The following is a 24,162-nucleotide window of genomic DNA, read 5'->3' on the forward strand; positions in this document are numbered from 1 at the left end:
CGAACTCTTCACCTTCACGAACACGGATAACCTCAAAATGCGGCGTTTCCATGTCTGAGTTAGGAACAACAGTGATCTTAACTTCTTGGTTCTTCTCGATGTGGTTTACTGAGCGACGTTTTTCGTTCAGAAGGTAAGAAGCGATTGGAACAGGCACAACAGCAAGTACTTGTGCTGTGTTGTCTTTTAGAGCTTCTTCTTCAATCAAACGTAGAACAGAAAGTGCTAGAGATTCGTTATCACGAACAACACCAGTACCTGTACAACGAGGACAAATGTGGTGGCTTGCTTCTGCTAGTGATGGGCTCAAACGTTGACGAGACATCTCTAGAAGACCAAAGCGAGAAATACGACCAATCTGAACACGTGCGCGATCTAAACGAACGGCATCACGTAGACGGCTTTCTACTTCGCGTTGGTGGCGAACCGGAGTCATATCGATAAAGTCGATTACAACAAGACCACCTAGGTCACGTAGACGTAATTGACGTGCAATTTCATCGGCAGCTTCTAGGTTAGTGTTAAGTGCTGTTTCTTCAATATCGCCGCCCTTTGTTGCACGAGCAGAGTTGATATCGATAGAAGTCAGTGCTTCTGTTGGGTCGATTACGATAGAACCACCAGATGGAAGACGAACTTCACGTTGGAAAGCAGATTCGATCTGGCTTTCAATCTGGTAATGGCTGAATAGTGGCACTTCACCATCGTATTTCTTAACGCGATTCATGAAATCTGGGCGTATTAATTGAATGTGCGCTTGTGCACGTTCAAAAATAGTATTGCTGTCGATTAGAATCTCGCCAATATCACGACGTAGGTAGTCACGAATTGCGCGAACAATAACGTTACTCTCTTGGTGAATTAGGAAAGGAGCTGCGTTTGAATCAGAAGCTTGCTTGATAGCGCCCCAATGGTTCAATAGAACATTCAGGTCCCACTCTAGCTCTTCTGCACTTTTGCCAACACCCGCTGTACGCACGATTAAGCCCATACCTTGAGGAAGCTCAAGAGTACTTAATGCTGCTTTCAGTTGAGTGCGTTCATCACCTTCGATACGACGAGAAATACCGCCAGCACGAGGGTTATTAGGCATAAGAACTAAGTAACTACCAGCTAAAGAGATGAAAGTTGTCAGTGCAGCACCTTTGCTACCACGTTCTTCTTTCTCTACTTGTACGATTACTTCTTGGCCTTCTTTTAGCACTTCTTTAATGCTAGGACGGCCTTGGTATGTATAACCTTCAGGGAAGTATTCGCGGGCAATTTCTTTAAGAGGGAGGAAACCGTGACGTTCTGCGCCGTAATCAACGAATGCCGCTTCTAGGCTTGGTTCAATACGGGTAATACGTCCTTTGTAGATATTCGCTTTCTTTGACTCGTGACCTGGACTTTCGATATCTAGATCGAACAGTCGCTGGCCATCAACCAAAGCGACACGCAACTCTTCTTTTTGAGTTGCGTTAATTAACATTCTTTTCATTTAGAAATTCTCATTGTCTTTTCTTATTTTCATCATTGTTCTTATCGCTTTATTTCGTTTCTCATGGTGCCAGATCCCATGGCTTTATCGGTGCAGCCTCCCGGCTGGAGAGGGATGCTCTGGGGCACGTCAGTCATCATAGGGAGTTAGCCTATGATCCGCGATGTGGCGGTGAATACTCAACATGAGTGTACGTGAGTAGAGCGATAAGGAACTCAGTTGACCGTGTCTTACGCCGATTGCAGCACTGTCTAATCTGAGTTATCTACTCATTTACTTGCTTATGAATGGTTAGCTGTTTAAATAATAGTCAAACCACTGATAGCAGCTGTGAACTATAGCAGCGGTCGGTAAACACAGCAATCTGCTTTGTCGGAATGCTGTAAAAAAAACAGTTTTTGTTTGGGTTTTGATAGCTCTAACTCACTGTCTATAAATAATTTATCAATTGATATTTTAATTTGCAGGAATCTTGATGCTTTTTTGTTCGAAGAATCAAAGAAATATAGAACTTCAACGACCATTTTGGGATAGATCGGTAAGGATTAGGGATAAATAAGTTCGGAATAGGGCTAAGAAAATCTCAATTATCAAAAGTGACAGTGATACAATAGCGCAATGAGCGAAATTAGAACCCAAGTCCAATTCGTCGACATTGACGAAGATATGGCTGGTCAGCGTATTGATAACTTCTTACGCAACCAATTAAAAAACATCCCGAAAAGCATGATTTACCGAATCGTGCGTAAAGGCGAAGTCCGCGTAAATAAAAAACGCATCAAGGCTGAATACAAACTAAAAGCTGGCGATTTAGTTCGTATCCCTCCGGTTACTATTGAAGAGAAAACAGAAGAGAACGTGCCGAGCACGAAACTCAACAAGGTTTCAGAATTAGAACAGTGCATCATTTATGAAGATGATCACATGCTAATTCTTAACAAACCGTCTGGCACTGCTGTTCATGGTGGTAGCGGATTAAAGTTTGGCGCGATTGAAGCATTACGTGCGCTTCGTCCTGATGCTCGTTTTCTTGAATTAGTGCACCGTATCGATAGAGATACGTCTGGCATTTTGCTTGTTGCTAAGAAGCGCTCGGCGCTAAGACACCTTCAAGCACAGTTCCGTGAAAAAACGGTTCAAAAATACTACTTCGCTTTAGTCATGGGCGAATGGAAAAACAGCTGTAAAGTCGTCAACGCACCTTTGTTAAAAAATGAAGTGAATAGCATTGTTCGAGTGAACCCGAATGGTAAAGCTTCTGAAACTCGCTTTAAGGTTTTAGAGAAGTTCCAAGAGGCGACGTTGATTCAAGCTAGCCCAATTACAGGCCGTACACACCAAATTCGTGTGCACGCTCAGTATACTGGTCACCCAATTGCTTGGGATGATCGCTACGGTGATCGTCGTTTTGATGCTTACACGGGCAAGGTTGGTCTTGATCGTCTGTTCCTACATGCAGCAAACATCAAGTTCACACACCCAGGTAGTGAAGAGAAGATGGATATCTCGGCGCCAATGGAAAGAAGGCTAGAGAAAGCCCTAACGGGTTTACGTAAGCTTTAAGAAGATACAAGATACAAGATACGAAGGTATAGAGTGCCTCTAAATTTGTTCTTCAGTATCCATAAATGAGAAAGGTTGACGAATATCGTCAACCTTTTTTGTTTTTATCTATTGTAGAAGATCCCCAAGTCGCTCGTTCCTCGCTCTTGAGGGTGACGACTTTTTAAAATCACGTTCTATATCATTAGCTGATTAGATAAAATTGCGTGTTCCGTCATTCCCTAGACTGACGAAGGAAGGAGTAGGGAATCTCTAATAAAGAGAGCGTATCCGTTATAGTACGTCCATTCCTTGCGCTTCTAACATATCGACCAGATCGATCAGAGGTAGACCGATAAGCGTGTTTGGATCTTTTCCTTCCATCTCTTTAAATAAAGCGATGCCTAACCCTTCACACATAAAACTGCCCGCGCAGTAATAAGGTTGTTCTTTCTCTACATAACTAATGATTTGCTGCTCGGTTAAATCGCGGAAATGCACAACAAAAGTGTCGAGACGCGTGTCAGCTTGATTGGTTTCGTTATTCCAAACCGAAAGCCCAGTATAAAAAGTAATGCTCTTGCCGCTTTGACGAGATAACTGCTCGATCGCTTTTTCTCGAGTATGAGGCTTACCTATGATCTCTCCATCAATCACACAAACCTGATCAGAACCAATGACTAAGCTAGGTTGATCCACAGCACAAGACTTAGCTTTGGTCTCAGCAAGGCGCATCACCAACTGTTGTGGCGTCTCTTCTGGAAGCGGCGTTTCATCGCAGTCTGGCTTGGCTGTAATGAAGCTTAACTGTAGTTTTTTGAGGATCTCTTGCCTAAATGGTGATGTAGAGGCTAAAACTAGTTGGTAATTTCTCATTTTAATTTACAATTCAAGGAAGCATTTATCTCAGGATAACGTAACTTGTCCTGCTATTCATAATGCTCTGAATAGGAAAGGCAGGAAAGTACATTTTTTTTGCCATTTCCTTTGACTAAACACGATTTGGAAGATAAGATTCGCGCCCTATGCAAAAGGAAAAAATACCGCGTACAGTTGATCCGGCAAGAACGGCTCAAAAACGACTCGATATGGATGGTATCATTCAGGTCAGTCTTTTGAAGCGTTTAACTGAAGCAACTGAAGGCGTAAAACGTGACGCGCAAGTCTCAATGTCATTTGGGCTTGATGAACAACGATTAGTCGTTATCTCTGGTAAAGCTAACGTCGAAGTCGATTTAGAGTGTCAACGTTGTAATGAGGTTTTCGCACATGAGTGCGATGTCCAATTTACTTATACTCCTGTTTACAGTGAGAAAAGTGAAGAGGAAGCACCGGAAGAGTACGATTTGGTAGATCTGAACGAGTACGGTGAGTTAGACCTGATTCAATTAGTTGAAGACGAGTTCATCCTTGGATTGCCACAAATAGCAATGCACGACGATGCGAAATGTAGCGTTAACTCAAATAACTTGGTGTTTGGTGAACTTCCTGAAGAAATTGAGGAAGACAAAAAGCCGAATCCATTTGATGTTTTAAAAAGCTTAAAGAAGTAATTGCTTCTTTAAGAATTTACATAGGAGTAGGGTCAATGGCCGTACAAAAGAGCAAGAAATCACGTTCAATGCGTGGCATGCGTCGTTCACACGATGCGCTAACTACAGCTGCACTTTCTGTAGACGCAACTTCAGGTGAAACTCACCTACGTCACAACGTGACTGCCGAAGGTTTCTACCGCGGCAAAAAGGTTATCAACAAGTAAGGTTGACCTTTGCAAAATCTAACCGTTGCGCTTGATGCAATGGGCGGGGACTTCGGTCCTCGTGTAACAGTGCCTGCCGCCGTGCAGGCACTGTCGTATTTCCCAGAGCTAAAAGTCATTCTAATAGGTGATCGAAACGCGATCACATCTCAATTATCTTCATTAGGTCGAATGCCTGATTCTCGTTTGAGTATCCAGCATTGTGATCGAGTCATTTCCAATTCTGAAAAACCTTCACTAGCCTTACGTAATAGTCAGGGTAGCTCTATGCGTGCCGCTATCGATCTGGTTGCCGAATCACAGGCTGATGCTTGTGTGAGTGGTGGTAACACTGGCGCACTGATGGCGTTATCCCGTTTCAGACTCAAGCTTCTTCCCGGTATTGATAGGCCTGCATTGGTTTCAGCTTTGCCTACTGCATCCGGAAATCGCACATGGATGCTTGATTTAGGGGCGAACGTTTCTAGTGACGCAGATTCACTGTTTCAGTTTGCTGTCATGGGCAGTGCATTAGCAGAACAACATTTAGGTCGCGCACCACGTGTCGCTATCTTGAATATCGGTGCAGAAGAAATTAAAGGCAATGACCTTGTAAAACGATGCGCTGAAATGTTGTCTAATACACAGTCTGTGAACTTCATAGGCTATATTGAAGGTAATCAATTACTTCAAGATGCTGCTGATGTCGTCGTATGTGATGGTTTTGTGGGCAATGTCTGCTTAAAAACGTGCGAAGGTACGGCTCAGCTCTTTATTGATAAGCTAAAAACGCGCATGATGGCTTCAACAATAAAGGGTTGGATAGCCAGAATGCTGTTTTCTGAGCTATTTACTGAATTAAAAACCTTGAACCCCGACCAGTATAACGGCGCAAGTTTGTTAGGATTGCGCGGCATTGTCATTAAAAGTCATGGAAGTGCTGATGTGTCTGCAGTCGTCAACGCGATTGGTGAAGCAGTACACGAGGTCAAACGACAAGTCCCCAGCCGCATTAGCGATCGTTTGGAAGCGGTTTTACTCGAGAGGCATTATTAGTCTTCATGTATAGCAAAATTTTAGGTACTGGCAGCTACTTGCCATCTCAGGTGCGTACTAACGCAGACTTAGAGAAAATGGTAGAGACTAGCGATGAGTGGATCGTTGCTAGAACTGGTATTAAAGAGCGTCGTATTTCAGCGGAAAACGAAACCGTTGCTGATATGGCGTTTTACGCTGCTGAAAATGCCATTGAAATGGCAGGTATCGACAAAGAAGAGATTGATTTAATCATCGTTGCGACAACCAGCAGTAGCCACACATTCCCGTCTTCGGCATGTCAGGTACAAGGCAAGCTTGGTATCAAAGGCTGTCCTGCGTTTGATTTGGCTGCGGCGTGTTCTGGTTTTGTCTACGCACTGTCTGTTGCTGATCAACACATCAAGACTGGCATGTGTAAGAACGTTTTGGTAATTGGTGCTGATGCACTGTCAAAAACCTGTGATCCGACTGACCGCTCTACTATCATCTTATTTGGTGATGCAGCAGGCGCGGTGGTTGTAGGCGCAAGCGAAGAGCCAGGTATTTTGTCTACTCATATTTACTCTGACGGTAAATACGGTGAGCTTCTAAGTTTAGAAGTACCAGAGCGTGGCGGTGATGCAGACAAATGGCTGCACATGGCGGGCAACGAAGTATTTAAAGTGGCGGTAACTCAGCTTTCTAAGCTAGTTAAAGACACATTAGCGGCGAACAATATGGATAAGTCAGAGCTTGATTGGTTAGTTCCACACCAAGCGAACTACCGTATTATTTCGGCAACCGCTAAAAAGCTGACGATGTCGCTTGATCAAGTAGTGATTACTCTTGATAAGCACGGCAACACTTCAGCAGCGACCGTACCAACGGCCCTAGATGAGGCTGTTCGCGACGGGCGAATTAAACGTGGTCAAACGCTTCTACTTGAAGCATTTGGCGGCGGCTTCACTTGGGGTTCTGCGTTAGTTAAATTCTAACCCCAAGCGATAATCAACAAACAAGGCACATAACTTATGTGCCTTATTCAATTTTTTGCTTTGCTTAAAGGAAAATTACAATGAGCAAGTTTGCTATCGTATTCCCAGGCCAAGGCTCTCAAGCTATCGGTATGCTTGCTGACCTAGGCGAACAGTATGATGTTGTAAAACAGACATTTGCTGAAGCTTCAGAAGCTCTTGGTTACGATCTATGGGCATTGGTTCAAGATGGTCCAGTAGAAAATCTAAATGAAACTTTTCGCACTCAACCGGCTCTACTAACAGCGTCTGTTGCAATTTGGCGTGTATGGCAAGAGCTTGGCCTAGAGCAACCTGTAAATCTAGCAGGTCACAGCCTAGGCGAGTACTCTGCACTTGTATGTGCTGGCGTTATCGACTTTAAAGAAGCGATCAAGCTGGTTGAATTGCGTGGTCAATTGATGCAAGAAGCAGTTCCTGCAGGCGTTGGCGCAATGTACGCGATCATCGGTCTAGACGATGAAGCGATTGCTAAAGCGTGTGAAGAAGCTGCGCAAGACGAAGTTGTGTCTCCAGTTAACTTTAACTCTCCTGGCCAAGTTGTTATCGCGGGTAACAAAGCGGCAGTAGAGCGTGCTGGTGCACTGTGTAAAGAAGCGGGCGCTAAGCGTGCACTTCCGTTACCTGTTTCTGTGCCGTCTCACTGTGCACTGATGAAGCCAGCAGCAGACAAACTAGCGGTGGCTCTAGAAGCTCTAGAGTTCAACACGCCAGCATTGCCTGTTATCAATAACGTTGATGTTATTGCTGAAACAGATCCTGCAAAAATTAAAAACGCACTTGTTCGTCAGCTATATAGCCCAGTTCGTTGGACTGAAGGTGTACAAGCGATGAATGAGCAAGGCGTTGAGAAGCTACTTGAATTAGGCCCTGGTAAAGTTCTTACTGGTCTAACAAAACGAATCGTAAAAACTATGACAGCTGCTGCAGTTAATGATACTGCATCACTAGAAGCTGCTAAGTAAATAACCACTTAATAGAGAAGTTATGATGAATTTAGAAGGCAAAGTTGCACTAGTTACAGGCGCAAGCCGTGGCATCGGTCGTGCAATCGCTGAACTTTTAGTTGAGCGTGGTGCTAAAGTTATCGGTACTGCGACATCTGAAGGCGGCGCAGCTGCAATCAGCGAGTACCTTGGTGAGAACGGTAAAGGTCTTGCTCTTAATGTAACGGATACTGACTCAATTGCTGCTACACTGAAAACCATCAACGATGAATTCGGTGCGATTGACATTCTAGTTAACAACGCAGGTATCACTCGTGATAACCTACTGATGCGTATGAAAGACGACGAATGGAATGACATCATCGATACTAACCTTACGCCTATCTTCCGCATGTCTAAAGCTGTATTGCGTGGCATGATGAAGAAGCGTCAAGGCCGTATCGTAAACGTTGGTTCTGTAGTAGGTACTATGGGTAACGCTGGTCAAGCTAACTACGCAGCTGCAAAAGCAGGCGTAATTGGTTTTACTAAATCAATGGCTCGTGAAGTTGCGTCTCGTGGCGTTACAGTGAACACTGTAGCTCCTGGTTTCATCGAAACTGACATGACTAAAGCGCTAAATGATGACCAACGTGCAGCAACTTTGGCGAATGTACCAGCAGGTCGACTAGGTGACCCTCGCGAAATCGCTGAAGCTGTGGTATTTTTGGCGTCACCTGCGGCAGCTTATATCACAGGTGAAACACTTCACGTCAATGGCGGTATGTACATGGTGTAAATTATGTGCAACATTTGTGCATGATTTAAGTCAAGATCATACGTAATTTCGGTTAAAATCGTGAAAATTGTGGTTTGACCAGAAAAGTTGACCTTGCAACTTTCAATAGATTGAATAAACTACGGAAAACATCGCATAAAGCGAACTCTGTAAAGGAAAAGAAAAAATGAGCAACCTCGAAGAACGCGTAAAGAAAATCATTGTTGAACAGCTAGGTGTAGACGAAGCTGAAGTTAAAAACGAAGCTTCTTTCGTTGATGACCTAGGTGCAGATTCTCTAGACACAGTAGAGCTAGTAATGGCTCTAGAAGAAGAATTCGACACTGAAATCCCAGATGAAGAAGCTGAGAAAATTACTACTGTTCAAGCAGCTATCGATTACGTAACTAGCGCTCAGTAATAATCTCTCCCAGGCGGTCACCTCGACCGCCTGTGTTTTATCTAACTCATCTATCCTCATCTTAAATCACCTCAATCCCCGGAGTGTAAAATCGTGTCCAAGCGTCGTGTAGTTGTCACTGGCATGGGTATGTTGTCACCGGTAGGCAACACTGTAGAATCTTCTTGGAAAGCCCTGCTAGCTGGTCAAAGTGGTATCGTTAATATCGATCATTTTGATGCAACCAATTTCTCAACTCGTTTTGCAGGTCTAGTTAAAGACTTTAACTGCGAAGAGTATATGACTAAAAAAGATGCTCGTAAGATGGACTTGTTCATCCAGTACGGCGTCGCAGCAGGTATTCAAGCTTTAGATGATTCAGCCCTAACTATTACTGAAGAAAACGCTCCACGTGTGGGTGTTGCTATCGGTTCTGGTATTGGTGGTCTTGGTTTGATCGAAGCCGGTCACCAAGCTCTAACTGAAAAAGGCCCTCGTAAGATCAGCCCGTTCTTCGTACCATCGACGATCGTGAATATGATTGCTGGTCACATGTCTATCATGCGTGGCCTACGCGGTCCAAACATCGCGATTTCTACTGCATGTACGACTGGCCTACATAACATTGGTCACGCGGCTCGTATGATTGCATACGGCGATGCTGACGCAATGCTAGCGGGTGGTGCTGAAAAAGCATCAACGCCACTAGGTATGGGCGGTTTTGGTGCGGCTAAAGCACTTTCTACTCGTAACGATGAGCCTCAAAAAGCTTCTCGTCCATGGGACAAAGGCCGTGATGGCTTCGTTCTTGGTGACGGTGCAGGCATGATGGTTCTTGAAGAGTACGAACATGCGAAAGCTCGTGGCGCTAAGATTTACTGTGAGCTAGTTGGCTTCGGTATGTCGGGTGACGCTTACCACATGACATCTCCAAGTGAAGATGGCTCAGGTGGCGCACTAGCAATGGAAGCGGCTATGCGTGATGCTGGCATTACTGGTGAACAAATCGGTTATGTAAACGCACACGGTACTTCGACTCCTGCAGGTGACGTAGCGGAAGTTAAGGGCATCAAGCGTGCTCTTGGCGAAGCAGGCAGCAAGCAAGTATTGGTTTCTTCTACGAAATCAATGACAGGCCACCTTCTAGGTGCTGCTGGTTCTGCTGAAGCTATCATCACGGCAATGTCTCTGGTTGACCAAATTGTTCCACCAACAATCAACCTAGATGATCCTGAAGAAGGCTTAGATATTGACTTAGTACCTCACACTGCGCGTGAAGTTAGCAACATGGAATATGCTGCATGTAACTCATTCGGTTTCGGTGGTACAAACGGCTGTTTGATCTTCAAAAAGATTTAATCATCTTATTAAAGACGTAAACACTCGTAGATAGTCACAATTAGACTTGTTTTTAAACGGCTTGATGCTTTAGCATTGAGCCGTTTCTTTTTATGGGGAAAAACATGTTTTGGGTTGATGGAGAAAGCCAGCAAACTGTCGATATTTTGGATCGCTCGTTTCAGTACGGAGACGGCTGTTTTACGACGATGCTCGTGAGTGATGGTGAGATACAACATTTTCACGATCATCAGCATCGTGTCGACGAATGCCTTAAAGCGCTGCGCATTTCTGCTCTTGATTGGGATGTTGTTAGTCTTTGGCTCGATACTGCACTTCAACACATTCAACATAGCGCTCTTCATGGCAAAAAGAACCTTGATGGTTCAAAGAAGCTCGATAACGCAAACAAGCCTCATAATCAAAAAGCAGGGATCAAGCTGCACGTTAGCCGGGGCGCAGGTGGGCGAGGCTACAGTACCAAGAATATCGCTAAGCCGACAATCACCATCAGTACCTTTGATTACCCAAGTCATTATTCAGCGTGGCAAGACTCCGGTGTTGAACTCGGTATCTGTCATCAAGCGCTAGGTTTGAGCCCACTACTGGCTGGCCATAAGCACAATAATCGTCTTGAGCAGATTTTGATGAAAGATGAAATGGATCAGGCTAATGAAGTGGATGGTGTGGTTCTTGATATATCGGGCAATGTGATTGAAACCACCATGGCCAATCTTTTTTGGCGAAAAGGTCAGGCGATATACACACCTCAACTCACTCAAAGTGGTGTCGCGGGGGTTATGCGTAAGCAAGTGTTAACCGCGCTGAATCAAGCTGAACTTTCCGTTACAATTAGTGACTACTGCTTATCTCAACTCATGCAAGCTGATGAGGTTTTCATGACCAACTCCATCTTAGGGGTTGCCCCAGTTACCCGTATTAGTGATACCCAATTTAACATTGGAACCGTTACTCGTAGCCTTCAAGGACAACTAAACTCGTGATCAAAAAGTTATTTATTTTTATTATCTTGTGCTTAATCGCAGCCGGTGCTGCTGGTTTTTATGTTTACAACCAAGCACAAGATAACCTGAAACAAGTTATTCAATTAGAAAAACCACAAGTCGTGACTGTTGCTTCAGGTAGCAGCTTTAACCGCGTTCTAGCCCAGTTGATTAACGAGGGGCTTTTTGAGGCTTCTCCTTACGAGAAATTAATCCGTAAGTTACATCCTGAGCTTGTAGACGTTAAAGCGGGTACTTTCCTGCTTGAACCGGGTTTAACCTTAGAGCAGGCGCTACAGGTGCTTGTAGAAGGGAAAGAACACCAGTTTACCATTACCTTTGTAGAAGGCAGTCGTTTTGACGAATGGCTTGTTCAGCTAAAAGACAACGAATTTATTCAACAGACGTTGGATGGTGTCTCTGAAAAAGAGATCGCTGAAAAGCTAGGTATTGAAAACGAAAAGCTAGAAGGTCTCTTCTTAGCAGAAACGTATCACTACACCTACGGCACAACGGATTTAGATTTGTTGAAGCGCGCGCATCGAGACCTAATGAGCGTGGTGAATGAAGAGTGGGAAAATCGAGCGGATAAACTTCCTCTTAAATCGCCATACGAAGCGTTAATTCTTGCGTCTATCATTGAGAAAGAGACCGCTGTTGCGTCAGAACGTGAGCGTGTTTCTTCTGTGTTTGTTAACCGTCTGAACAAGCGTATGCGTTTGCAAACTGACCCAACGGTTATCTATGGCATGGGTGATAGCTACGATGGCAATATCCGTAAGAAAGACTTACGCACGCCAACACCATACAACACCTATACAATGAGTGGCTTGCCACCGACACCTATCGCCATGGCAGGCAAAGCATCTATCAACGCGGCGTTGAATCCAGAGAAGAGCAACTACTTGTATTTCGTTGCGAGTGGAACAGGCGGTCACGTATTTTCAAAGAGTTTGACTGAGCATAACCGTGCAGTGCGAGCTTACTTAAAGCAATTAAGAAAAAACAGATAAAGAAATAATTATGAATCAGTCGAAATTTATCGTGGTTGAAGGCCTTGAAGGCGCTGGCAAAAGCACAGCAATCAATGCCATCGTTGAGACATTAAAAGCATCGGGTGTTGAGGATATTGTTAATACTCGCGAGCCGGGTGGTACGGTCTTAGCTGAAAAGATGCGCTCATTGGTTAAAGAAGAGCACGAAGGCGAGAAGCTTCAAGACATGACTGAATTGCTGCTGATGTACGCAGCACGTGTTCAATTAGTCGAGAACGTCATCAAGCCCGCACTCGATAGTGGTCAATGGGTATTGGGTGATCGTCATGATATGTCTTCACAGGCATACCAAGGTGGTGGTCGCCAGATCGCGCGCACGACTATGGAATCACTGAAATCAACCACGCTAGGCGGCTTTAAACCCGATCTAACGCTATATTTGGACCTAGACCCTAGAGTAGGGCTAGAACGTGCTAGAGGCCGTGGTGAGCTTGATAGAATTGAAAAGATGGACATCTCATTTTTCGACCGCACGCGTGAGCGCTATCTAGAAATTGCAGAACAAGATGATTCTGTACTTGTGATTAACGCGCAGCAAGAAATTGAGCAAGTAGCCGCTGATATTAAAGTCGCGCTAACTGCTTGGCTCGACAAACAGTAGGTAGTCATGGCTGAAGTGTATTCTTGGCTCACACCGGTATGGAGTGAGTGGAAAAAAAGTCTCGATGCGGAGCGTTTTCCTAACTCTGTGATTGTTAATGCACCGGAAGGGCTCGGCGTTGATGCGTTGATTAGCCAACTTACCGACGCATTGATGTGCACTAACTATGAAAGCGAGTCTTGCGGGTTCTGCCACAGCTGTGAGTTAATGAAGTCGGGCAGTCATCCTGATTTTCATGTGATCTCACCAGAGAAAGAAGGTAAGTCGATCACGGTTGATCAAGTGCGTGCCAGTAACCGCTGGGCTCAAGAGTCTTCTCAGTTAGGTGGTTTGCGCGTTATTTTGCTTAATCCTGCTGAAGCAATGAACGAATCGGCTTCCAACGCACTATTGAAAACTCTGGAAGAGCCATCAAGCAAGTGCATCTTCATTCTGTCTACTCGCAACAGCAATCGCTTAATGCCAACGATTATTAGCCGTTGTCAGCAATTCAATGTGGTTAGCCCGCAGTTGGAGACAGCATCGGCGTGGTTAGATAGTGAAGTGGGCAAAGCGGTACCGCAGTATATTTTAGCACTCAATGACAACGCGCCTTTAAAAGCAAAAGCGATGTTTGAGCAAGGTGGCGTTGAAGCCTCAACAAAAGCGCTCGATGGTTTTGTGAATGTGATAAAAGGCACTCAACCTGACATGCTAAAGTTCTCTACAGAGCTTAGCAAAGACCCTTTGATTCAACTTGGCTGGCTTTGGCATCTATTGTCAGATGTACAGAAGCTGCATTTTGGTTTGGCGAATCAGGCTTTCACTCCGAGTGCGAAAGCACTGTGTGAGGTGATGTCTTATCAAAGTGCTTATGCAGCATCGAATAAACTGCTGATATTGATTGAGCAGTTAAAGCAACACCCTGGGCTCAATACGGAGCTACTCATAATGAATTGGCTGATAGCCACTTGCGAGGAAACATGTTCGTAGATTCCCACTGTCATTTAGACAAACTGGATTACCAAGATTTACACAGCAGCGTAGAAGATGTGGTTAACAAGGCGAAAGCTGCTAACGTAAACCAACTGCTTTCTGTCGGTGTGACACTAGATTCGTTTGAAAACATGCTCGAGATGATCTCGCCGTTTGATAACGTTAAAGCTTCTTGTGGCGTTCACCCTCTCGATGTTGAAAGTGATTTCAGCCTAGAGACAATGCGTGAGTACGCGAGCAACCCTAAGGTTGTGGCGATTGGTGAGACAGGTTTGGATTATCACTACCAACCAGAGACGGCAGAGCTGCAACAGTTACGATTTAAGCAGCACGTTGAGTTGGCCGTTGAACTGAATAAACCTTTGATCATTCACACTCGTAACGCACGTGAAGACACGTTAGCTATTTTACGTGATGGCGGAGCTGAGAAGTGTGGTGGTGTGATTCACTGCTTTACCGAAGATCAAGCGTTCGCAGAAGCAACAATGGAACTAGGTTTCTATATCTCAATTTCAGGCATTGTGACCTTTAAGCAGGCTACAGAACTTAAAGAAGTTGTTAAAAACCTACCGCTAGACAGGTTGCTGATCGAGACGGATTCTCCATACTTGGCACCTATTCCATATCGTGGAAAGCAGAATCAGCCTGCATATGTCGTTGAAGTTGCGGCCTACATTGCGCAATTAAAAGGTGTGTCGATGAAAGAGGTTGCCGAACAAACGACCAAAAATTACCAAAAACTTTTTTTGCGATAAAAATCTAAGTAAACAAATAAAAGGGAGCGAAAGCTCCCTTTTTGTGTTTTTGATCACCAAAAATACGTTTTTTTTTAATGTTTACGAATTATGTTGAACTTGAGAGCGCTAATTATAACATTTGTAATTTTGTTACTAAAAATAACATTCGCTCCTATTTTATTTACCCAGTAAAATAATAGGACTCTTGAAAAATACTTATATATTTCAATCAATTAAATGCTTGTAAAGGATTGCATTTCTAGATTTGACATGTGATCCAAGACGTGTTTTGAAACTAAATTTCGTAAGTGACTAGAAAGTTAGTTCCCCATCAATATATATTTAGCGGCAGAAAATATAATGCAATACATGGTTACATTTTCGCAGGGTGCTAACATATAGGCTACGGGGGTGTGCCGTTAGAACCCATTATAATTATTTTATCTTTATCAGGAGCATAAACATGTTTAAGAACCTTTTTGCTAGCCTGCAGAAAGTTGGTAAGTCTCTGATGCTTCCAGTATCAGTTTTACCAGTTGCGGGTATTTTGCTAGGTGTCGGTGCAGCAGATCTTCCTTTCATTCCAGAAATCGTTTCAAACTTAATGGAACAAGCTGGTGGTTCAGTATTCGGTCAAATGGCACTACTGTTCGCAGTAGGTGTTGCACTTGGCTTTACTAACAACGATGGTGTAGCGGGTCTAGCTGCTATCGTTGGTTACGGCATCATGACTGCTACACTTGGCGTAATGGCTGGTGTAATGGGCGTTGATAAAATCGATACTGGTGTACTAGGTGGTATCCTAGTCGGTGGTGTTGCTGCTTGGGCATTCAACCGTTTCTTCCGTATTCAACTACCAGAGTACCTTGGCTTCTTCGCTGGTAAGCGTGCTGTGCCAATCATCACAGGTTTCTCTGCGATTGGTCTAGCAATCCTACTATCTGTAGTATGGCCACCAGTTGGCGGCGCTATCTCTGCGTTCTCTGATTGGGCTGCTCACCAAAACCCACAAGTGGCGTTTGGTATCTACGGTATCGTTGAGCGTTCTCTAATTCCATTTGGTCTTCACCACGTTTGGAACGTACCTTTCTTCTTTGAAGCTGGTACTTGTGTAAACGCTGCTGGCGAAACTCAAAACGGTGTTCTTACTTGTTACCTAGTTGCTGATGACGCATCTCGTGCAGCGGGCAATGGCTTCGGTCAGCTAGCTGGTGGTTACATGTTCAAGATGTTCGGTCTACCTGCTGCTGCAATCGCGATTGCACACTCAGCTAAGCCTGAAAACCGCGCTAAAGTAATGGGCATCATGGCTTCTGCTGCGTTGACTTCATTCCTAACGGGTATCACTGAACCAATCGAATTCTCTTTCCTATTCGTTGCTCCAGTACTGTACGCAATCCACGCTCTACTAGCTGGTTCTGCATACGTTCTTGCGAACACTCTAGGTTTTGTACACGGTACATCTTTCTCACACGGTCTAATCGACTTCCTAGTTCTATCTGGCAACGCGTCTAAGATGGGCCTAATGGTTGTATGTGGTATTGCTTACGCTGCAATTTACTACATCGTATTCCGCACTGTGATTAAAGCTCTAGACCTTAAAACTCCAGGCCGTGAAGACGAGACTGAAGAAGAGTCAGTTGCGACTGGTTCTGAACTTGCTGGTGAGCTAGTTGCTGCATTCGGTGGCAAAGCGAACATCACTGGTCTTGACGCTTGTATTACTCGTCTACGTGTTGCAGTTGCTGATACAGCAGTTGTTGACCAAGACAAACTGAAGAAACTAGGCGCTGCAGGTGTTGTTGTAGTTGCTGGTGGCGTACAAGCTATCTTCGGTACTAAGTCTGACAACCTTAAGACAGACATGGATGAGTGGATCCGTAACAACGGTTAATTCTCTGATTCAATAAATTGAAAGGAGGCTGAAAGGCCTCCTTTTTTGTTTTCTGCTCTATGAAAGATCTATTGTGCTTAATCTCCATTAACTCAGATACTTATCATTCAACTCGATCAGTTGATGGTTGCTCTTAAATTTTTCGTGTCTTTTATCTTTTACCCAGCGATGACACCTTTCGTTATTATTCCAGTAAACTACCGCTTTTAAACACAGTCTGAGAATATTATGAAACATCGTTACTTGATCGGCCTTATGTGCTGCAGCGGAGCCTCGTTTGCTCACGCTTCTGAAGCTCCAGCTTTGGAAGTTGGACTTGCCATTGACCAAGACCTAAGTGTCGTTGTGGAATTTGATCAGAAATACCGTGCTACGATTGGCAATGACGGCGCTGCCTTTGATTACATTTTGAAGCGTGGTCAGTTCGAGACTGAAGCTCCGTTGAGCTGGTACGTTGGTGCTGGTGCTTGGGCTGAATGGAATGACGACTTTGGCTTACGCTTGCCATTAGGCGTGAAAGTGAATTTCTACGAAGGTTGGAATGCTTACGCTCAAGTTCACCCTGAACTCGACATGTATAAAGGTGTTGAGTTGCAAGTGGGCGGCGCTTTAGGTGTTACCTATAAGTTCTAACCTGAACTAAAACCGTTTTAATAATGAAAAAAACCAGCATTTAGCTGGTTTTTTCGTTTGGGCCGATCTTATATTTTTGCTTCATTGAGCCGCTTAGAAAGTAAAACTCAGTCCGACATTGGCTTGGAATTGGTTCATCCAGTCGGTATCAAAGCGAATGATGCACTCCTGCCCGTTACTTGGGATGTTACAAACACCGGAGGTATCGTTGTCGACAACCGTGCCTAACCAACGTACTTGTGTGTTCAACGCTAATCGGTCGCTAAATTTGTACTCTAAGCCGCCAAAGATAGAAGTTGAGAATCCATACTTATCTTTTGCCCAGTCTACGTCGACGTAAGAAGCACCCAGGCCTAACCCTAGATAACCCGACAACACAGGCGAAGCAGGGTAGTAGATGCTGCTTTGAAGGTGTAGGTATTGGATGGAGGAGCTTAGGTTGAGCGTTTCTAATTCCGAGCTCTGATTGGAGTAGAAGAAGCCGATGCGTCCTTTTTCAAGTGGCGTTTCAATGGCGAAGGTGTAATTTTCAGAGCCTTTCATGTCATAGGTTTTACCGTCCTGGTCTTCGACACTGCCACCGCCGGTATAACCTACCATAGGTGTAATGATGATCTCCGGCGAAGCATACGCGCTTGAAACGGAGAGAAGCGTAATCAGTGCCATCATATTTGCTTTGTTATTCATGAGTATATCCTTATCCATACACATACTAATTGTGATGGTTACATCAATATTGTGCGACTAATTTCGACGATTCTTGAAGATACTTCACACACCTGATAGTACTTAAATAGAGACTCGACAAATTAATAATAAGCCAGAGGTGTCTATGGACCATAATCTGAAAAATGCCCTACAAATTACCGTGTTTATCTACATGATCATTCTTTCATTTGGCTTTATTGCGATTGGTAGTTAATACCATCTATTGCGAGGCTGAGTTTTGATACTCAGGGAATAATGAATAGTGGGATTATAACCAATATTGATACAGCAATAGACTTGGATTATTACGCTAAGTTTATTGCTGGAAAAACAGCACTGGTCGCTCAAGGTGGCGGACAGAGAAGTATTTTTACTTCTGGAGTGCTGGATGCCTTTCTTCTCTCAAATTTTGACCCCTTCGACGAATTTTTTGGTACCTCAGCAGGTGCTCTCAACTTATGTGCTTATCTGTGCCGTGATAAAGGCCTTGGCCGTTCTTTTGTTCTCGACCTCACAACCTCACCAGAGTTCTTCAATCTCTTTTCCTATATACGACACAGAAAGAACCTAGGATTAGAATGGGCGCTAGAACAAATTATGGCTTACCCATATAAGCTCGATCTGGATTTAGGGCGGCAAACGCTAGGCGATCGCCACTTCTATGCGGCTGTAACGGATTCCAAAGACTTACGAGACCACTACTTCCCATTATTGGGTGAAGATTGGTACAAGGTGATGATTGCCACCTGCGCCATTCCTCGTTTGTACAATGATGAAGTCTTTATTGGTGACAGTGCGTATGTGGACGGTGGTGTATCGGCATGTATTCCAGTTCAGGAAGCGTGGCGAAGACAAGCTCGTTCTATTGTGGTGATTCGTACTGAGCCAGTGGTGGAGGAAGGTAATACCCATTTGGTTGAAGCACCAGTCAAGGGATCTTCAGTCAAAGCGCCTAAACCAATCTCTGCCGAAGAACTGGAGTGGTTCCGCGAATCTTTCGACAGTGTTCAAGGCCACTGGCAACAAAAAGTGGAACAGTGGAAAACCGACTGGACCTCTTTCTTCCAACAACAAATTATGCGCTCAAAAGAGCAGAAGCGTGACCGTGGGCATTTAGACCTGCTGAACGGTGGTCGCTGGCTATTTGGTGCAGATGATATTTATCGCTTAAGTCATTTAATCGGGGATAAGTTTGATTCAGGCTTGGCTGATATGCTGATGGTGCATTATCAGACCTACTCATTGACTCAGGATTTTTTGAACTCGCCACCAGACGACGCGTTTGTGGTTCAGATCGCGCCAAGTCAGCCGCTAAAATCGAGTTCATTAATGAGCGACAAAGAAGACTTGTTGCACGATTACGAATTGGGCTTAGAAGCCGGTTACCGATTTGTAGAAACCTATACCTCAACGGAGAACGCTCGCAATTCTCATATGCCACAGTTAGCCACCATTGCTGCGGGCAAGTAATTTTCGAAGTTGATGAGCTAGCATGCTGTGATCTCGTTATGCTGCTTAAGCAGGTTGTAGTGAATTGTGTTCTGAAATGAAAAAGGGTTATTGAACTTGGTTCGATAACCCTTTTTGGTTTTTGAGGAAAGGCAAATCGTTTCGCCTTAAGGTCAAATATTAGGTGACAGGCAAGATTCTCATACAGTTGGTTGACCCTGCTACATCCATAATGTCGCCTTGAGTGACGATCACTAGGTCGCCAAACTTAAGGTGTCCTTTCTCTTTCAGGCAAGTGAGTGTAGATAGTGCAATGTCAAAGCTGTCTTCGGCTTCTGTTTCGAAGTAGATAGGTGTTACACCTCGGTATAAGGTACAGCGATTAAGTGTTCCTTCGTTCCGAGACAGCGCGTAGATAGGCATGTCAGCACTTAGGCGAGACATCATCAGTGCAGTGCGGCCTGACTCGGTGAGAGTGACAACGCCTTTAATGCCTTCCATATGGTTTGCAGAGTAGATGGTCGCCATCGAAACGGTTTCTTCGGCGGTTACAAAGGTGCGGTCAATACGGTAATTGGATTGGTTATTAATGCCTGCCATTTTTTCCGCACCAATACAGACTTCAGCCATCGATTTTACTGTCTCGACTGGGTAGTCACCAGCTGCAGTTTCACCAGACAGCATCACAGCATCGGTTCCATCGAGTACGGCGTTGGCAACGTCCATGACTTCGGCACGGGTTGGCATTGGCGCTGAAATCATTGATTCCATCATCTGAGTTGCGGTGATGACTGTTCTGTTAAGCGCTCTAGCACGGCGTATAAGCTGTTTTTGCACTCCGACTAACTCAGGGTCGCCAATTTCTACTCCGAGGTCACCACGAGCCACCATGACCACATCTGAGGCCATTATGATGTCATCCATGTTCTCAACAGTAGCGACTGTCTCTGCTCGCTCGACTTTTGCGACGAGGTGAGCTTCTAAGCCTGCTTCTCGTGCAAGCTGGCGAGCATAGTGCATGTCTTCACCATTACGAGGGAAAGACACCGCTAGGTAATCCACTTTGATTTGTGCGGCGGTGACGATGTCGCGCTTGTCTTTTTCTGTTAGCGCTTCTGCGGAAAGGCCGCCACCTTTTTTGTTGATGCCTTTGTTATTTGAGAGTGGGCCGCCAATGATGACTTCGGTATGAACGCGACAGCCTTCCACTTTGGTTACTTTGAGTTGAACACGACCATCGTCAAGCAACAGGATATCGCCGGCGGATACGTCGTTAGGCAGTTCTTTGTAATCAAGGCCAACGGCTTCTTGATTGCCTTCACCTAAACCTAGGCTGCTATCGAGAGTGAACAGGTCGCCTACGGCAAGTTGGATTTTGCCATCTTTGAATGTCGACACACGAATCTTGGGACCTTGTAAGTCTCCGAGAATAGCGATTTGAGTGCCGTGTCTTTTGGCTATTGCTCTGACTTTTTCTGCGCGTTGTATATGGTCGTCGCTGCTGCCGTGAGAGAAGTTCATACGAACGATATTGGCACCGGCTTTGATGATCTCTTCAAGCACGTTACCTTTATCAGTAGAAGGGCCAAGCGTTGTGACGATTTTCGTTTTTCTTAATTCGGCTGTCATGAATACTCCTAGAGTGAGGCCAAGTAATCTTTTAAAAGACTAGGGCGTGTTGATCTTTCGAGCTGATTTTTGCAGCGAGTTGCTGGGTATTTATACAAGGCAGAGGCTTTGATGTGTAGCTAGCCTACATGAGAAGCCGATAACGTAGTAGAAATGACCAGCAAACGCTGCCCGAAGGGTTCGGCTAAAAGCGTTTTACTCTTTGTTGAGGGAGATTTGCTTAGAATGCTAGGCTACTTCTCCCTCGCCGCGATTAAAACGCTTTTATCTCGAACAAAATTTAACCACGAAAGGTCAACGCGCCTTAATTAAGTATATGCATTAATTGATAATTTATTGGGAGCTAGGAGGATATTTCTTGATTTGCCTTTAATTATTGAATTCAGGGCTCAAATGCGATGTTTTATTCTGAAAATTAAGTCGCAAATTATCGATGTGGGTGTTAATTTTCCTCGAACTATTTGACTCGATACACAAAGATTCATGTATATACGTGATACTGGTCACGGCGATATACCAAGTGACTTCACAATTACTTCGCAAAGTAAAAAAATTACCTCGTTGATGATTTCTGGAGCGTAAAATGTACATGGCTCAACCGGGCCATATTGATCATATCAAACAGGTCAATGCTGGTCGTGTATATAAACTAATTGACCTTAAAGGTCCTATTTCTCGTATCGATCTGTCCAAGCAAAGTGAGTTGGCTCCGGCGAGTATTACTAAAATTACCCGTGAACTCATTGAAGCTCACCTTATTCACGAAACGACGGTTCAAGAAGCCACTACTCGTGGGCGTCCTGCTGTCGGTCTGCAAACCAATAACGAAGGTTGGCAATTTTTGTCGATGCGTCTTGGTCGTGGATACTTGACGATCGCGCTCCATGAATTGGGCGGTGACGTGCTTATCGATACCAAGATTGATATCCATGAACGTGATCAAGACGATGTGCTTGCGCGTCTTCTCCATGAAATTGATGAGTTCTTCCAAACCTATGCCGAGCAACTCGACAGGGTGACGAGTATCGCTATCACACTGCCAGGTCTGGTGAATTCAGAACAAGGTATTGTGTTGCAGATGCCGCACTACAACGTTGAAAACTTAGCGTTGGGGCCGGAGATCTACAAAGAAACCGGTTTGCCAGTTTTTATTGCCAATGATACCCGAGCGTGGGCATTAGCAGAGAAGCTGTTTGGTAACTCACAAGACAACGACAACTCTGTTCTTATCTCGATTCACCACGGTTTAGGTGCCGGGATCATTCTTGATGGTCGCGTTCTGCAAGGACGTCACGGTAACATCGGTGAGTTGGGGCATATCCAGATCGATAAGGAAGGCAAGCTTTGTCACTGTGGAAATCGAGGCTGTTTAGAAACGGTGGCGAGTTCTCAGGCAATCCGTGAGCAAGTCAAAGAGCGACTGGCAAATGGTGAAGAATCAACGCTAACGGTTTTTGAAGACGTCACTATTGAACAGATCTGTGCTGCCGCTGCTGATGGGGATCCGCTGGCTGTCGAAGTGATTGAACAGTTAGGTCGTTATTTAGGTTCTGCGATTGCGATTGTGATTAACCTATTCAACCCAGAGAAAATCTTGGTGGGTGGTGTTATCAATCAGGCGAAGAGCGTGTTATACCCGGCGATTCAAAAGTGTATCGAAGAGCAGAGTCTATCGGTTTACCATAAAGACTTAGAGCTGGTGGAATCTCGTTTTTATAAGCAGGCAACCATGCCAGGTGCTGCGCTCATCAAGCAGGCCTTATACGATGGCCAACTGTTAATGAAAGTTATTGAAGGTTAACCCCTTTTTCTCGTCTTGTAGCCTTACCCTGAACCTTTCCATGTACTTAAGCTTTGTATAACATCATTTGTTGTACTTAGTTTAAGCATTCTGTGCATTGGCGCTTTGCTTTAACCTATTGAAGTAGGCTATTGTAGCCACAGTTATTATTTGTCACTAAGGTGTTGTATGTCTGGCGTTTTAAATTCGGTTGATCAGAGAACCAAACTGGTCGGTGAAAACCGTCTGGAACTCTTGTTATTCAGCTTAAATAGTCGTCAACTATTTGCGATTAACGTATTTAAAGTGAAAGAAGTCCTCAAAGTGCCAGTACTCACTCGCTTACCGGGCTCTCATCATCATATTACGGGTGTTGCGTCTTTACGTGGTGAATCGGTGCCTGTTATTGATTTGCGTAGTGCCATTGGTTTTCCGCCATCTCGTGCGGAATCTCAAGAGAGCAACCTGATCATTACGGAATACAACCGAACCGTACAAGGTTTCTTGGTTGGGCAAGTTCGTAATATCGTGAACACGACATGGACAGAAATCCAGCCGCCGCCAAAGACAACAGGCCGTGCAAATTACCTAACCGCTATCACGCATATTCAAGAAGAAGAGCAGCACAAGATTGTCGAGATCATCGATGTTGAGAAAGTGTTGGCTGAGATTATTGATTACGATGTCTCGATCTCTGAAGGCGTCTTGGATGAACAATTAGCTCAGGAGATGATTGGACGTAACGTGCTTATCGTTGATGACTCTTCAACAGCGCGTAACCAGATCAAAGGTACCTTGTCACAGCTGGGTTTGAACATTATTGAGTGTTGTGATGGCTTAGAAGCACTGACCTTACTTAAGGGCTGGTGTGATGAAGGCAAAGACATCAATCAAGAAATATTGTTGATGATCACCGATGCTGAAATGCCTGAAATGGACGGCTATAAGCTGACACACGAAGTACGTACTGACCCAAGAATGCATGACCTATTCATTACGCTAAATACTTCATTAAGTGGAAGTTTTAATGAAGCTATGGTTGAGAAAGTAGGGTGTAACCGCTTTATTTCTAAGTTCCAGCCAGACCTCTTGGTTGAAGTGACTCAAGAGCGAATGCGTCAGATTTTGTAATTAATGCTGCTGTACGGTTTGTTTTGAGTGACCTTATAGAAAACGTTTGCTAATATTCACGCAGCATATTTTTCTTAACGAAATATGCTCAACTACTAGCGTAACTTTTCACACACAATCTAAGGTAGTTCCTCTTAATGATATGGTTAACGTCTAAAGTCGTCATGACTTTGAGCTTATTACTGTATAGGGAATTTAAGAAAAGACGTACGGAAGCTGAAGTTGAGTCATAACTCAACAATGGAATTGAAGGGAAGCGGATGCTTCCCTTTTTCGTTTCTCTTTCTTTCGTTTCTTTAGCCAATGACCGATT

The 24,162-nt window shown here is 44.4% G+C and carries 24 protein-coding genes; 20 read left to right on the top strand and 4 right to left on the bottom strand.

Going from position 1 to position 24,162, the window contains the following annotated elements; translation table 11 throughout:
• On the bottom strand, window positions 1–1,480 hold a 1,480-nt coding region (rne, locus tag IQQ51_RS26700), incomplete at its 3' end, for a ribonuclease E (RefSeq protein WP_228012692.1).
• Window positions 1,481–2,098: 618 nt separating this feature from the next.
• Between rne and rluC the strand changes: the two genes are divergently transcribed.
• On the top strand, window positions 2,099–3,043 hold the full coding sequence (gene rluC / locus IQQ51_RS05785; protein WP_017054981.1) for a 23S rRNA pseudouridine(955/2504/2580) synthase RluC: 945 nt from the start codon (window positions 2,099–2,101) through the stop codon (window positions 3,041–3,043).
• Between the two features lie 273 nt (window positions 3,044–3,316).
• Here the strand turns inward: rluC and IQQ51_RS05790 are convergent, their stop codons facing one another.
• The gene (locus IQQ51_RS05790) at window positions 3,317–3,898 is read right to left on the bottom strand and encodes a Maf family protein (RefSeq protein ID WP_193840574.1); all 582 of its coding nucleotides are present in this window, start codon (window positions 3,896–3,898) and stop codon (window positions 3,317–3,319) included.
• Window positions 3,899–4,047: 149 nt separating this feature from the next.
• Between IQQ51_RS05790 and yceD the strand changes: the two genes are divergently transcribed.
• The 15 genes from yceD (at window position 4,048) to IQQ51_RS05865 (ending at window position 17,152) form a co-directional block, all read left to right on the top strand.
• Window positions 4,048–4,575: a 23S rRNA accumulation protein YceD gene (gene yceD / locus IQQ51_RS05795; protein ID WP_017062153.1), complete on the top strand. Its 528-nt coding sequence runs from the start codon at window positions 4,048–4,050 to the stop codon at window positions 4,573–4,575.
• Between the two features lie 35 nt (window positions 4,576–4,610).
• Complete coding sequence (gene rpmF, locus IQQ51_RS05800) at window positions 4,611–4,781, top strand: 50S ribosomal protein L32 (RefSeq protein ID WP_004737376.1); 171 nt, start codon at window positions 4,611–4,613, stop codon at window positions 4,779–4,781.
• Between the two features lie 9 nt (window positions 4,782–4,790).
• Complete coding sequence (gene plsX, locus IQQ51_RS05805; protein WP_017062152.1) at window positions 4,791–5,816, top strand: phosphate acyltransferase PlsX; 1,026 nt, start codon at window positions 4,791–4,793, stop codon at window positions 5,814–5,816.
• A 5-nt stretch (window positions 5,817–5,821) separates the two neighbouring features.
• Complete coding sequence (locus tag IQQ51_RS05810) at window positions 5,822–6,772, top strand: beta-ketoacyl-ACP synthase III (RefSeq protein ID WP_017054985.1); 951 nt, start codon at window positions 5,822–5,824, stop codon at window positions 6,770–6,772.
• 80 nt (window positions 6,773–6,852) lie between these two features.
• Window positions 6,853–7,776, top strand: a complete 924-nt coding sequence (fabD, locus tag IQQ51_RS05815; protein ID WP_193840575.1) for an ACP S-malonyltransferase — start codon at window positions 6,853–6,855, stop codon at window positions 7,774–7,776.
• A gap of 25 nt (window positions 7,777–7,801) precedes the next feature.
• The gene (fabG, locus tag IQQ51_RS05820; RefSeq protein ID WP_029235138.1) at window positions 7,802–8,536 is read left to right on the top strand and encodes a 3-oxoacyl-ACP reductase FabG; all 735 of its coding nucleotides are present in this window, start codon (window positions 7,802–7,804) and stop codon (window positions 8,534–8,536) included.
• 166 nt (window positions 8,537–8,702) lie between these two features.
• The gene (gene acpP, locus IQQ51_RS05825; RefSeq protein WP_004737381.1) at window positions 8,703–8,936 is read left to right on the top strand and encodes an acyl carrier protein; all 234 of its coding nucleotides are present in this window, start codon (window positions 8,703–8,705) and stop codon (window positions 8,934–8,936) included.
• A gap of 93 nt (window positions 8,937–9,029) precedes the next feature.
• Window positions 9,030–10,274, top strand: a complete 1,245-nt coding sequence (gene fabF, locus IQQ51_RS05830) for a beta-ketoacyl-ACP synthase II (protein WP_010437291.1) — start codon at window positions 9,030–9,032, stop codon at window positions 10,272–10,274.
• Window positions 10,275–10,378: 104 nt separating this feature from the next.
• Complete coding sequence (pabC, locus tag IQQ51_RS05835; protein ID WP_193840576.1) at window positions 10,379–11,257, top strand: aminodeoxychorismate lyase; 879 nt, start codon at window positions 10,379–10,381, stop codon at window positions 11,255–11,257.
• Window positions 11,254–12,270 (top strand): endolytic transglycosylase MltG, encoded by a 1,017-nt coding sequence (gene mltG / locus IQQ51_RS05840; RefSeq protein WP_017062149.1) that lies wholly within the window; start codon window positions 11,254–11,256, stop codon window positions 12,268–12,270. The genes pabC and mltG overlap by 4 nt, the downstream gene beginning before the upstream one ends.
• A gap of 10 nt (window positions 12,271–12,280) precedes the next feature.
• Window positions 12,281–12,913: a dTMP kinase gene (gene tmk / locus IQQ51_RS05845; protein ID WP_046222709.1), complete on the top strand. Its 633-nt coding sequence runs from the start codon at window positions 12,281–12,283 to the stop codon at window positions 12,911–12,913.
• A gap of 6 nt (window positions 12,914–12,919) precedes the next feature.
• The gene (locus IQQ51_RS05850; protein ID WP_193840577.1) at window positions 12,920–13,885 is read left to right on the top strand and encodes a DNA polymerase III subunit delta'; all 966 of its coding nucleotides are present in this window, start codon (window positions 12,920–12,922) and stop codon (window positions 13,883–13,885) included.
• Window positions 13,876–14,643 (top strand): TatD family hydrolase, encoded by a 768-nt coding sequence (locus IQQ51_RS05855; protein ID WP_193840578.1) that lies wholly within the window; start codon window positions 13,876–13,878, stop codon window positions 14,641–14,643. Before IQQ51_RS05850 ends, IQQ51_RS05855 begins: the two co-directional genes overlap by 10 nt.
• A 445-nt stretch (window positions 14,644–15,088) precedes the next feature.
• Window positions 15,089–16,519, top strand: coding sequence for a PTS glucose transporter subunit IIBC (gene ptsG / locus IQQ51_RS05860; RefSeq protein WP_048610590.1), 1,431 nt, complete (start codon window positions 15,089–15,091; stop codon window positions 16,517–16,519).
• A 228-nt stretch (window positions 16,520–16,747) separates the two neighbouring features.
• Complete coding sequence (locus IQQ51_RS05865; protein WP_017070535.1) at window positions 16,748–17,152, top strand: hypothetical protein; 405 nt, start codon at window positions 16,748–16,750, stop codon at window positions 17,150–17,152.
• A 93-nt stretch (window positions 17,153–17,245) separates the two neighbouring features.
• Here the strand turns inward: IQQ51_RS05865 and IQQ51_RS05870 are convergent, their stop codons facing one another.
• The gene (locus IQQ51_RS05870) at window positions 17,246–17,839 is read right to left on the bottom strand and encodes an outer membrane beta-barrel protein (protein ID WP_029405328.1); all 594 of its coding nucleotides are present in this window, start codon (window positions 17,837–17,839) and stop codon (window positions 17,246–17,248) included.
• Between the two features lie 145 nt (window positions 17,840–17,984).
• Between IQQ51_RS05870 and IQQ51_RS05875 the strand changes: the two genes are divergently transcribed.
• Window positions 17,985–18,074, top strand: a complete 90-nt coding sequence (locus IQQ51_RS05875; RefSeq protein ID WP_100214626.1) for a YnhF family membrane protein — start codon at window positions 17,985–17,987, stop codon at window positions 18,072–18,074.
• Between the two features lie 41 nt (window positions 18,075–18,115).
• The gene (locus tag IQQ51_RS05880; protein WP_193840579.1) at window positions 18,116–19,330 is read left to right on the top strand and encodes a patatin-like phospholipase family protein; all 1,215 of its coding nucleotides are present in this window, start codon (window positions 18,116–18,118) and stop codon (window positions 19,328–19,330) included.
• A 159-nt stretch (window positions 19,331–19,489) separates the two neighbouring features.
• Here IQQ51_RS05880 and pyk read toward each other — a convergent pair whose 3' ends face one another.
• The gene (gene pyk, locus IQQ51_RS05885) at window positions 19,490–20,938 is read right to left on the bottom strand and encodes a pyruvate kinase (protein ID WP_193840580.1); all 1,449 of its coding nucleotides are present in this window, start codon (window positions 20,936–20,938) and stop codon (window positions 19,490–19,492) included.
• A gap of 583 nt (window positions 20,939–21,521) precedes the next feature.
• Between pyk and IQQ51_RS05890 the strand changes: the two genes are divergently transcribed.
• The gene (locus IQQ51_RS05890; RefSeq protein WP_048607464.1) at window positions 21,522–22,739 is read left to right on the top strand and encodes an ROK family protein; all 1,218 of its coding nucleotides are present in this window, start codon (window positions 21,522–21,524) and stop codon (window positions 22,737–22,739) included.
• 168 nt (window positions 22,740–22,907) lie between these two features.
• On the top strand, window positions 22,908–23,849 hold the full coding sequence (locus IQQ51_RS05895; protein ID WP_017062139.1) for a chemotaxis protein CheV: 942 nt from the start codon (window positions 22,908–22,910) through the stop codon (window positions 23,847–23,849).
• Window positions 23,850–24,162 lie beyond the last annotated feature (313 nt).

Source organism: Vibrio sp. OPT18 (assembly GCF_015163615.1).
Taxonomy (GTDB): Bacteria; Pseudomonadota; Gammaproteobacteria; order Enterobacterales; family Vibrionaceae; genus Vibrio; species Vibrio coralliirubri.